Annotated in this window: 13 protein-coding genes; 8 read left to right on the top strand and 5 right to left on the bottom strand. The window is 38.1% G+C overall.

What is annotated here, in order from left to right:
* Window positions 1-604: hypothetical protein (locus tag R3333_RS07795; protein WP_318958226.1), on the top strand; the 604-nt coding region annotated here is incomplete at its 5' end.
* A gap of 221 nt (window positions 605-825) precedes the next feature.
* On the opposite strand, the gene mtaB is transcribed toward R3333_RS07795, so the two are convergent.
* Together mtaB and R3333_RS07805 are read right to left on the bottom strand one after the other, a co-directional pair.
* Window positions 826-2,133: a tRNA (N(6)-L-threonylcarbamoyladenosine(37)-C(2))-methylthiotransferase MtaB gene (gene mtaB, locus R3333_RS07800; RefSeq protein ID WP_318958227.1), complete on the bottom strand. Its 1,308-nt coding sequence runs from the start codon at window positions 2,131-2,133 to the stop codon at window positions 826-828.
* A 110-nt stretch (window positions 2,134-2,243) separates the two neighbouring features.
* Window positions 2,244-2,705 (bottom strand): transposase, encoded by a 462-nt coding sequence (locus R3333_RS07805; RefSeq protein ID WP_318958228.1) that lies wholly within the window; start codon window positions 2,703-2,705, stop codon window positions 2,244-2,246.
* Window positions 2,706-3,211: 506 nt separating this feature from the next.
* On the opposite strand from R3333_RS07805, the gene R3333_RS07810 reads away from it, so the two are divergent.
* Complete coding sequence (locus R3333_RS07810) at window positions 3,212-3,928, top strand: hypothetical protein (protein WP_318958229.1); 717 nt, start codon at window positions 3,212-3,214, stop codon at window positions 3,926-3,928.
* 1 nt (window position 3,929) lies between these two features.
* A complete protein-coding gene (locus tag R3333_RS07815; protein ID WP_318958230.1) occupies window positions 3,930-4,823 on the top strand; it encodes an alpha/beta hydrolase in 894 nt (297 codons plus the stop codon).
* Between the two features lie 251 nt (window positions 4,824-5,074).
* Here R3333_RS07815 and R3333_RS07820 read toward each other — a convergent pair whose 3' ends face one another.
* Window positions 5,075-6,043, bottom strand: coding sequence for a glycosyltransferase family 9 protein (locus tag R3333_RS07820; protein WP_318958231.1), 969 nt, complete (start codon window positions 6,041-6,043; stop codon window positions 5,075-5,077).
* 89 nt (window positions 6,044-6,132) lie between these two features.
* Between R3333_RS07820 and R3333_RS07825 the strand changes: the two genes are divergently transcribed.
* Window positions 6,133-6,978, top strand: coding sequence for an OmpA family protein (locus tag R3333_RS07825; protein ID WP_318958232.1), 846 nt, complete (start codon window positions 6,133-6,135; stop codon window positions 6,976-6,978).
* On the opposite strand, the gene R3333_RS07830 is transcribed toward R3333_RS07825, so the two are convergent.
* The gene (locus R3333_RS07830; protein WP_318958233.1) at window positions 6,965-7,588 is read right to left on the bottom strand and encodes an NUDIX hydrolase; all 624 of its coding nucleotides are present in this window, start codon (window positions 7,586-7,588) and stop codon (window positions 6,965-6,967) included. The two genes, R3333_RS07825 and R3333_RS07830, sit on opposite strands and share 14 nt — an antisense overlap.
* A 7-nt stretch (window positions 7,589-7,595) precedes the next feature.
* On the opposite strand from R3333_RS07830, the gene pyrE reads away from it, so the two are divergent.
* Together pyrE and R3333_RS07840 are read left to right on the top strand one after the other, a co-directional pair.
* Window positions 7,596-8,246 carry an orotate phosphoribosyltransferase gene (pyrE, locus tag R3333_RS07835; protein ID WP_318958234.1) on the top strand — a complete coding sequence of 217 codons (651 nt, stop codon included), beginning with the start codon at window positions 7,596-7,598 and terminating at the stop codon, window positions 8,244-8,246.
* A 3-nt stretch (window positions 8,247-8,249) separates the two neighbouring features.
* Entirely contained in the window at window positions 8,250-8,651 is a 402-nt protein-coding gene (locus tag R3333_RS07840; RefSeq protein ID WP_318958235.1) for a hypothetical protein, read from the top strand.
* 5 nt (window positions 8,652-8,656) lie between these two features.
* Here R3333_RS07840 and R3333_RS07845 read toward each other — a convergent pair whose 3' ends face one another.
* A complete protein-coding gene (locus R3333_RS07845; protein WP_318958236.1) occupies window positions 8,657-9,415 on the bottom strand; it encodes a biotin--[acetyl-CoA-carboxylase] ligase in 759 nt (252 codons plus the stop codon).
* A 76-nt stretch (window positions 9,416-9,491) separates the two neighbouring features.
* Here R3333_RS07845 and rsfS point away from each other — a divergent pair, with 76 nt between their 5' ends.
* Both rsfS and ftsH read left to right on the top strand, forming a co-directional pair.
* Window positions 9,492-9,869 (top strand): ribosome silencing factor, encoded by a 378-nt coding sequence (gene rsfS / locus R3333_RS07850; RefSeq protein WP_318958237.1) that lies wholly within the window; start codon window positions 9,492-9,494, stop codon window positions 9,867-9,869.
* 7 nt (window positions 9,870-9,876) lie between these two features.
* Window positions 9,877-11,578: ATP-dependent zinc metalloprotease FtsH (gene ftsH, locus R3333_RS07855; RefSeq protein WP_318958238.1), on the top strand; the 1,702-nt coding region annotated here is incomplete at its 3' end.

An 11,578-nucleotide genomic window follows, 5' to 3' on the forward strand; every position in this document is an offset into this window, starting at 1 on the left:
AGCCGCTTTTACTTGGGGACTTAATGTTGAACGTGAATTGGCGAAAAACTTCTTTGCTTATTTTAACTACTCTTTCCAATATTTAGATCATGGTTACCACATTGTAAGGCCAAAAAGTTATCCGGCTCGTTTTAGTACAGAATATAATTCTTCTTATGAGTTTTCTATTGGTGGAGGATACAGGGTTGTCGGACCTAAAAATTACAATTACATTAATGTGAATTTAGGGTTGGTTCAAGGTTTTACGACAGGTACTTACCATGATACAATGACGGATACCCATCAAGCTGCAATGTCACAAGTTGCTGAAGGTGAGGTATGGCGAGTAGATAGAGAACAGTATGTTGAAAGACAAGTTTTAACTGCTGTGAGGTTAGGAATTTCTAAAGATTTAAAACTTTCGAGAAATGCTTATTTCTCTATAGCTTACAATTACCAATTGGGACTTTACACACATTCTCAAAACGATATGACTTACTTATTGCGTGGAGATCAACAAGCTTATACAGCCAACATTCAATCGAAAGGTTCTCGTTCTTCTATTATGTTTGGTTTGAAATATAGAGTGAACAATAGAGTGAAACGTCGCCCATTAGGGATATAAGCGGCAGCCCGGAGTACAAAAAGGAATGAAAAAAGTAGGGGGTATGCGACTAGAAGAAGCATACCAACCTACTTAAATTTGAATTGCTTTTTGTAGGAGGACTATAGCGTTTAGCCCGACTTTTTATTTTCATAAAAAGGAATGGCCAAAAAATAGATGACATAAAAAAAGTAGCCTTCGAAATTATCGGGCTACTTTTTTGGTATCTATTACTTTGGGTTTTAGACCAACGTTTCTATTTCTACGATTCCTTGTGAATTGATGCGCTTTAAATTTACTTTACGCATTTCATTGATATCAGTTTCGTTGTACGGTTGGGTTACCTTTACGTAATTCTCGGTAAATCCGTACATAAAGCCATTGTCGTTTTCGCCCTCCCAAAGTACTGTGAAGTCTTTGTTCAAGTTTTCTTCGTAGAACTTACGTTTCTTTTTATCGGAAAGAATATGCAACATTTTAGATCTGTCTTTACGCACGTTCATCGGAACGACATCTTTCATTTTCAAAGCTCCAGTATTCGCTCTTTCAGAGTACGTGAAAACGTGGAGGTAAGAGATGTCAAGGTCTTTCAATAAGTTGTATGTTACCATAAACTCTTCATCCGTCTCGCCTGGGAAACCAACAATTACATCAACCCCTATACAAGCATCCGGGTAAATTTCTTTGATTTTGTTAACGCGATTTACATAGAGTTCACTCAAATATTTTCGGCGCATCGCCTTCAATAATTTGTCAGACCCCGATTGTAAAGGAATGTGAAAGTGCGGCACAAATCGTTTTGAATTCGCCAAAGTGAATTCTATGATTTCATCAGAGAGTAAGTTGGGCTCGATAGAAGAAATTCTAAAACGTTCGATGCCTTCAACTTCATCTAAAGATTTCACCAAGTCAAAGAAGTTTTCTTCACCATTTTGTCCGAAATCACCAATGTTTACCCCTGTTAAAACTACTTCTTTAATCTTTGTGTCGGCAATTTTTTGAGCCTCCAAAGTTGTCTCAGCCACAGAAGCATTTCTACTTTTACCACGCGCTAAGGGAATGGTACAGAAGGTACAAAAGTAATCACATCCATCTTGAACCTTCAAGAAAGAACGCGTTCTATCTCCGTAAGAGAAGGAAGGGACAAACTCTTTGGTTTCCTTAATGTTTTCAAATTTCATTTGAGCTGTTTCTGCTTTCGCATCCATGGCTTCTAGGTGTTCGAGAATATTGAATTTCTCATTGGCACCCAATACCAAATCAACCCCGGGGATATTAGAAATTTGTTCAGGTTTTAATTGTGCGTAACACCCGATAATGATCACAAAGGCATTCGGATTAATCTTTAATCCTTTTTTGACCAATTGCTTACATTTTTTATCGGCATTTTCAGTAACACTACAGGTGTTAATTACATAAATATCAGGAGTGTCGTCAAAGTTAACCTTTGCGAAACCTGCTTCTTCGAAATCTCTAGCTATTGTAGAAGTTTCGGAGAAATTCAATTTACATCCAAGCGTGTAGAACGCAACTTTTTTATACTGATTCATAAGATTTTGCAAAGATAAGGAGTTTGGTTGAGATATTGAGGGGGATGTGGGGGGAAATGTTGGGGGGGAGCTTATTATGAATTTTTGACTAGTCGCATTCTTGCCAAGCTCTATTTCAATATCACGCTTATCAATGGTATAAATTTGTTTTGTCTTCGTTTGTTATAGTTAAAAGAGAATTCAAACATATATTTCTGTAAATGCAGAAAACTCACACCATGATGAGCACCACGTAACATTCTGTTCGCATTAGAAAGAAGTTTATTTAACCAGTTTTTAATGGTAGGTTTTACGGGGGAAAGAGGATTCTGATATTCTATGCCTTCTTGAGCATTGAATATTTTAGTACAACGATATCCTTTCATTCTTAATCTCTTTTCTTCTGAAAAACAATCTTTTTGGGTTTGGGTGGGAGTAATTAAGTTTATCTCGTCCTGACCTCTGGTCAATGATGTATGAATTGCTGAAATTGAATAATTCTTTAGTTCGTTTATGTTGTACTCTTCGTTACTATTATTGGATAAAATATACAAGAATTGAAAATACTCCTTTCCTAGTAATTCCTTGCCCATGGCCATTCGTATTTTCATACTAAGGTACCAGACAGTACGATACCTTTTTATTCCTAAAAGCCTTGATAATTCTAAGGTGGAATAGGATTTCTTAATATGAGTCATGAAAAATATGGCCTTAAACCAGGTCGTGAAATTGAGATTACTAGATTCCATAAAAGTGCCACTTTTTAAACTTATTTTCCTTCCACAGCAACAGCGCCAATACAGGTGTTTTGGTCGCCAATTATTAACTTTTGATTTGCATTTAGGACAGTTGATTCCTTTCTTTTCTCTGTGAATTTTTATAAAGGAAATACATTTTTTCTCTGTCCCAAAACGATTGATGAATTCGTTGAGGTCCATAATGAATTAGATTAGGTTGATAAAAAAGTTATGATAATTCTGAGTTGAAATCAAATAAAACTATTTGGCAAGATTACGACTAGTCAAAATAATTTTCCCTTCTTCAACCCCAACCCCCTCAAAAAAATCCCCTATCTTCCCCTTACCAAAAACACCCCGTCATGAAACTAAAACAACTCATCATCCCCCTTACCATTTCCTCCATCCTCTTCTCCTGCTCCAGCTCCCGCTTCATAGAACCGCTCGCTAAAAAGCAAAATGCGGTAAGTGCAGATTTTGGCGGACCGCTTGTGAATGTCCCCGGTGTGGCAACAATTCCTTTACCTTTTTCTAGTTTGACCTATGGTAGAGGACTCTCGCACAGTACAACCATTTACGGCAGCTGGCACACAACTGCCGCAGTGTTTGGAGTGGCACAGTTTGATTTAGGTGTGGTCAAAGAGGTGTGGTACAACAGGGACAGACACATGGGGATAAGCATCACACCCAGTGTGAATTTTGCAAGAGATGTTTTTGAGCAAAACACCAAGCTTTGGCCTATACTCGAAGCCAATTATTATTGGAAATACAACCAGCAAGGTGTGGTACAAGCAGATTTATTGTCGAACAGAAAAATTAAATACAATTTCGTGTATGCGGGAGTAGGGTCGTGGTTTGAATTGTCGAGTACAAGAGCGCACGATCAGCCGCAAAACAATTGGGCTTTTCCTATGGTGCAGGTCGGACATACTTTCCGACGCAACAAATGGAGCTTCTCCACAGAACTCAAAATGATGGTGCCTTATATGAGTAATCAAGACATCGTGCTCGACTATAAAAGTATCACCGGTGAAAGAGGAGCAACTGGAATTTACATAGGTGTAATTAAAAGATTTTAAGATGAAAAAATGGATCATATTTAGCGGAATTGCGCTGCTTGCCTTTACTTCATGTCGCAAGCGTTTAGACAGTTTTCTCTTCAATAATGCAGCGCTCACCGAATACAAATTAGATAATTATTCGGGCGAAGTAGCCCTTGAGGTGGGAGATGATTATGCTGTTCCCGTCGCAGCCATACATCCATTCGCGTTGGAAATGGATATAGAGGGTGTAAACGAAGAAGTACACATGGTCTATGCGGGTGATTTGTCTACCATAGATCAAGACACCGTTATTTTATACTGCCACGGAAACCGCGATCACATGGACTATTATTGGCCGCGACAAAAATTGTTGGCCAATGTTGGCGGACTCAACCGTTTGGGGGTATTGATGATGGATTACCCGGGTTATGGTATGTCCGGTGGCGCACCAACTGAGGAGAACATGTATCAAAGTGTTGCATTGGCCATGCAGTGGTTAAAAGACCAAGGTGTTACCAGTGATAAACTCATCATGGTCGGCTATTCTTTGGGAAGCGCACCGGCTTGTGAGTTAACGGCTAATAAAGCCGATTATCCCCTAGAGCCAACCAAACTAATCTTAGAATCTCCCTTTGCGAGTGCCGAAGTCATGGTGCAAGATGCCGCAGCATTGGATATGCCAGGGAGTTATTTTGTGAACCTTAAAATCGATAACGCTGAAGAAATAAAAAATATAGATATTCCACTTTTATGGATACATGGAACCGATGATGATTTCTTGTCTATAAAAACGCATGGAGAGCTTGTCTACGCCAATAAAACTGGAGATAAAACTGCCATTCGCGTAGAAGGTGGTGATCACAATAACCCACCGGCAATTATGGGCTACGATAATTATATTAAAGCTTTGGAGCAATTTATTTTTAATTAGGCAAACGGCCAGGCTATCCTTACAAGCTCACTCCCAAAGGCCAAGTATTACCAAAGCTTACAGCGGCTTCTTCCAGTCGCCGCTGTAAGCTAAGTAATCCTAAACCTTCGCCACGCTCACTTTGCATCCTATCCTTGTTTGAAAATTCTTCAATTCAGATGCGAAAGCAAATTTTTTTAAGATCCTTTATCCAAACTCCTTACTCATACTCAAAACTGTCTAGACATCTAATTGTCTAAAAGTCTAACCGTCTAAGAATCCAAATAAACATCATTCTTAAAGTCAATTTTATAGCCACAGTCAAAATGACCTTTAGGGCAGGCTTTATGCCCATGCAAACCACAAGGCTTGCAATCCATACTTTTGCTAATGATTCTAGATTGTTCTGCCAAAGGTCCAAATCCAAACTCGGGTACAGTGCTACAGTAAAAAGCTGTGGTTGGTGTATTCATAGCTGAGGAAATGTGCATTGGGCCAGAATCGTTCACGTAACAGTGTTGTGCGTCTTTAATCAAAGCGGCACTTTGCATGAGGTTTAATTTTCCGGCCAATACTTCAGCATTGTCTAATTCTTGTGCAATTTCCTCACATAATGCAAGGTCACCCGGACCACCAATAAGATAGATTTTATGGTTAAGGGTATGACCAAGTTCTATCCATTTCTCCTTGGGCATTTGCTTCGTAAACCAAACAGATGCAGGTGCAAAGCAAACGTATTTTTGTCCTTTGTACTGATTCACAAAAGCAAAATCTTTCTCAGCAGGATGGAGGGTAGGACGCAATTTTTTAGGAACACCGTGGTGGGCAATTAAACTTAAATTCCTTTCTACTTCATGCAAGTTTTTGGTTAAATCGTGTTTAACCTTTCTCTTAAAGAGGAAAGACAATGGATTTTTATCAAAACCAACAGAACTTTCAGCTTTACCAAAGGCAGTTAAAAATCCACTACTGGCAAAACGGTGCAGGTTAATGATTTCTGTATATTTTTCTTGAACAATTCGCTTTTTAAGGGCGCGTAGACTTTTGTATTTACCTTCTTGTTTGTTCCAAATCAAAACATTGTCTAGGGAGTAATGACCTTGAACCAAGCTTTCATTTCCCTTGCGCACCAATAGGTCTATTTGCGCGTCAGGATATTTTTCTCGTAAGGCGTTAGCTACAGGAGTGGCCAAGATTACATCTCCCAAAAAGGCCGTTTGTATGATCAGAAACTTTTGCATGCGGCTCAAAAATAGGTGAATTCTATAAATTCCATAAATTAATGGCATGAACTTGGAACATTTTCTTGTTCTATCCGAATAATACTTTGATGAGGTTAACTTTTTTATGCACAGTACTGCTAGTAACATTTACAACATTGTCTGCCGATTTGGAAGGGCAATGGAAGGGAATATTATCTATCCACCAAGATTTTTCTGACGAGCAAGCTATTTACCTGAACTTAGATAAAGGAAGTGAGCTTACGCGTATTGAATTAACGGATACGGATGTTTATGCCTTAAAAAGATTTAAGGTGAACGACAGTGATGCTTTTAACATAGAAATTGAAGAAATCAATTTTAAATCGAGAGCCAACAGCAGAGAAACTCCAAGGTGTAAATTGAAATACAACCTGAAGTACAACGATAGTACAGGCTACTTAGAAGGAACCTTTACCAGTGTAGATTGTAGAAATTATTCGGGTTACGTCATTTTATACAAAGCAGATTATAATTTTCCTGATCAGAAAAAGTCAGACCTTAGTCATTTGTGGGTGCACCGCTTAAAGATGGATTTAGACAAAGGTTTTTCAGCACCAGCCATTCGCAAAAAGGAGTTAGAGGATTTTAAATTTAAACCGATTTATTTTGATCATGATAAATCTGTGGTAAAAGCTGAATTTCATGCTTATTTAAAAGATATGATACGCGTGGTTCAAGGACATTCAGATATACGTATTAAGGTTACAGGTCATACCGATGCGGTAGGAACAGATGCCTATAACGTAGGCTTATCAGAAAGAAGAGCAAAGGCGATAAAAGACTTTTTTGTAACCCATGGTTTACCCGAAGATAAGTTAGAGATAGATTTTAAGGGGGAACGAGAGCCTGTTGATACAAATGCCACCAGCGAAGGTAAACAGCACAACAGGCGCGTTGATTTTAGCTTTGTTTAAAATGTTTATAAGCATCCATCACTTCTACAATTGAAGCAAAGGTGTTGTAGCGTATTTTATCTAAATTAGGTTTAGAAAACCATTTCACCTTCGTAATACCTTCTTCAATTTGCGGCGTTAGTTTTTCATCTCCATCATAGGTGAAACTGTACCAATAGGTTTTTTTTATAACATCTTTTCCATAGGTGTCATATATATGATAGGTTTCAATAATTTCATCTTCATAAGAAATATTTGAAATACCACATTCTTCTTCTATTTCACGTTGAGCACCCAAGATTGTATCTTCTCCTTTTTTGAGCTTCCCCTTGGCAATGTCCCAAAACCCATTGCGTTTGATGAACAAATACTTGTCGTGTTTCGTGTCACGAACAATTCCTCCAGCAGCTTCAACCCAGGCGTAATTTTCAAAAAGTTTACGCATAGCTTTCTTAGGCTCATCATCCACAATGGCGATTCTAATTTTACTTGAGGCGTTTCTATATGTACTCAAGATGTTTTTAAGTACAATTTCATTGAGTTTGCCTTTTATCAAGAAAGTATCGCTTTTCAACCCTTTTTCATTCTTTACAAAGTAGAGTGGCGTATTTTCAATAAAAACTTTATACATTTGCGGCATGATTTTAAATAAGGATAACGCTTCAAAAGTAGCAGAATTTTTGTTACAAATTAAAGCAATAAAACTTGAGCCCACATCTCCTTTTACATGGGCATCTGGTTGGAAATCTCCAATCTATTGTGATAACCGAAAAACCTTGTCTTATCCAAACATTAGAACTTTTATAAGACAAAGTTATTCTGAGATCATTTTGGAGAAATACGGTAAACCAGATGTAATTGCAGGAGTGGCTACAGGAGGAATTGCACAAGGTGCATTAGTAGCGCAAGAATTAGGAGTGCCATTTATTTATGTAAGATCTTCAGCAAAAGGTCACGGTTTGGGTAACCAAATTGAAGGTGATTTTACTGAAGGACAAAACGTTGTAGTTATTGAAGATTTGATTTCTACTGGAGGTTCTTCTTTAAAAGCTGTAGAGGCATTAAGAGAAGCTGGGTTAAACGTGAAAGGTTTAGCGGCAATTTTCTCATACGGATTCAAAATCTCTCAAAATAACTTTGAGGAGGCGAATTGTCCTTACGTTGTGCTTTCTAACTACGATATTTTAATGGATTTGGCCTTAGAACAAGGTGCTATTTCTAAAGAGGATTTAGTTTCTTTAAGAGAATGGAAAGAGAATCCATCTGAATGGTCTCCAAAAGAAGCTTAAGCCATGAAAATAGATAGTGAAAAAGTTGTTGTAAATGCGGATGTTACTACGGTATACGCCTTTTTAAAGGATGCCCACAACATTGGTGAGCTTTTGCCAAAAGATGATGTAAAAGACTTCACAGCAACAGATACAACATGTAGCTTTAAGGTACAAGGGGGGATTGTTATCACTTTGGAACAGAAAGAGATGATAGAAAATCAACAAATCATTATGAAAGCGGGTGCAAAATCTCCTTTTCCATTTGATTTAACAATTTTCATGTCGCCAGAAGGAGATAAAACGCAAGGTTATATTCACTTCGATGGAAAGGTGAACGCTTTCTTGAAAATGATGGTTCAAAAACCGTTGACCAACCTTTTCAACTACATGACCAATAAGATTAAAGAAAAATACGAGGCGTAATTCCTCTATACCATACGATCTTTGAAACGGATGGATTGATTGCGATAGCTTTCGATTCGTCCGTTTTCTTTTTGTAGTCGTAAATTTCCAAATTCATCTGTGTCTACAAGAATGGCATTGAATTCCTCCTGCGTTTCTGCATCTACAAAGGTACTTTCAATACCACGTAACCACAGTGCTTTATCAAACTCTTGTTTTAGTGTGTCAGCGCCTACTTGCTCCATACTATTCCACCTTTCTTGAAATGTATAGCAAAACTCTAACATAATGTTGTAAGGCGTGTGGTGTTTTCCGGAAGCTTGACTTAAAGAAATGCCCAAGTCATTTTCAAATGACTGCTGATTCAGATTTAGTCCTATCCCTACAATACAGGATTGAATTCCAAAAGGACCCCATTGATTTTCAATTAAAATACCGGCAATTTTTCGTTTGCCTATCAAAATATCGTTGGGCCATTTTATGTTGACATTTTCGGCGTGTTTGGTCAATACATCTTTCAATGCCAAACTTACGGCGTAATTTAAAGTATGTTGGTTGTTTTTAATTAGAGCATTGGGGGTGATGTATAAACTCATGGTTAGGTTAGAAAATGGGTCAGATTGCCATGTGTTACCGCGTTGACCTCTGCCATTTGTCTGTATATCTGCCAAAATAACAGTGCCGTGTGAAATTTGACCTTGCTTCCCCATATTGGCAGCATAGTTGTTCGTAGAATCTACACGTTCTAGATGAATAATTTTATGACCTATTTTTGTTTGCGTCATATCTGCAACAATGAGTTTAAAACACTGAGCGTAAAATTAAAATTTAATTAGATTTGTAGTACACTCAAAATTGAGAATGCATAAAGTAATAGAGAAAATAGATTCCCGAATTTTGGCCGAGACAATAGTCGAGGGAATGCAAGAGGTGAAGGCCAAAGACATTACCATCTTAGATTTAAGAGATATTCATAATTCAGTTACCGATTTTTTCGTGATTTGTAGTGGTGAATCTACCACGCAAGTAGAAGGAGCTAGTAATGCTATTGTAAGGCATACAAGAAAAGTTTTGCGCGACAAACCTTGGCATGAAGAAGGTAAACGTAACGGAGAGTGGGTATTGTTAGACTACGTGAACGTAGTGGTGCATATCTTCCATAAAGACGTAAGAAGTTTTTACGAGATTGAAGACTTATGGGCAGATGCGAAAAGAACAGATATTCCTAATTTAGATTAAAATAATAATGGCAAAAAAGAAGAAAAATCAGTATTCGATTTACTGGATATACGCTGGTATAGCAGTATTGATTCTAGGAGCACAGTTTTTCATGGGGTCTTCAGGAGGTAGCGATGTAAGTAGAGGTACTTTCATTGAACTAATGGAGAACGGATACGTGGAGAATGTTGTGTTGATTAGAAATCAGAACAGAGTAGATTTCCAAGTAACGGAAGACGGACAAAAAGCAATAGAGAACGGAAATTTCGATAACGCTAATGGGGATAAGAAAGATTATGATCGTATGAAGCGTATCATGTCGAATCAACCAAGCGCATTTTCGGCAAGAAGTAAACCGAAGTTTTCATTAGATATTTCGAGTCAAGAAGTATTTGACAAGAACTATGAAAAAGCAAATGAGAAATTAATTGCAGACGGTAAGCAGCCGTTGGGAAGCTATAACGTGAATAATGAGGTGAATTACTTAAGCCAAATTATCGCTTTCATTTTCCCTGTATTAATCATCATTGTAATCTGGATGTTCATCATGAGAAGAATGTCTGGTGGAGCAGGAGGAGGTCCTGGTGGACAAATCTTTAACATCGGTAAATCTAAAGCGCAAGTCTTTGAAAAAGGTAAAGGAACAGATGTTACCTTTAAAGATGTAGCTGGATTAGAAGGAGCTAAAGAAGAGGTTGAGGAAATTGTTGACTTCTTAAAGAACCCTAAGAAATACACAGAGCTTGGAGCTAAAATTCCGAAAGGAGCCTTATTGGTAGGACCTCCGGGAACAGGTAAAACCTTATTGGCAAAAGCCGTTGCAGGTGAAGCACAAGTACCTTTCTTCTCACTTTCAGGATCTGATTTTGTGGAGATGTTTGTGGGAGTTGGAGCGTCACGTGTGCGTGATTTGTTTAAACAAGCCAAAGAAAAATCTCCAGCAATTATCTTTATTGATGAGATTGATGCTATTGGTAGAGCCAGAGGAAAAAGTAACTCTATGGGGTCTAACGATGAGCGTGAGAATACATTGAATCAGTTGTTAACAGAAATGGATGGTTTCGGAACAAACTCTGGAGTTATTATTCTAGCAGCAACTAACCGTGCAGATGTATTGGATAAAGCATTGATGCGTGCAGGTCGTTTTGATAGACAGATTTACGTAGACATGCCAGACTTAAATGAGCGTAAGGAAATTTTCCAAGTTCACTTAAAACCATTGAAGTTAGATAAAGAAATGGACATTGATTTCTTGTCGAAACAAACTCCAGGATTTAGCGGTGCTGACATTGCTAACCTGTGTAACGAAGCAGCGTTAATTGCAGCAAGAAAACAAAAGCCTTTCGTAGAGAAGCAAGATTTCTTAGATGCCGTTGATAGAATCATTGGTGGTTTAGAGAAGAAGAATAAAATCATTACCAAAGAAGAGAAGAAGTCGATTGCCTTCCACGAGGCAGGACACGCAACTATCTCTTGGTTGTTGCAATATGCACATCCATTGGTAAAAGTGACTATCGTGCCTAGAGGTCAGTCTTTAGGAGCGGCATGGTACTTACCAGAAGAAAGAAGTATTACAACTACAGAGCAAATCTTGGATGAAATGTGTTCTGCATTAGGAGGTAGAGCTGCCGAGCAGTTGATCTTTGGTAAGATTTCTACAGGTGCGTTGAGTGACTTGGAGAAGGTAACAAAACAAGCCTACGCAATGGTATCTATCTACGGATTGAACA

Origin of the sequence: Lishizhenia sp. (assembly GCF_033720595.1) — a bacterium.
Lineage (GTDB): Bacteria > Bacteroidota > Bacteroidia > Flavobacteriales_D > Crocinitomicaceae > Lishizhenia.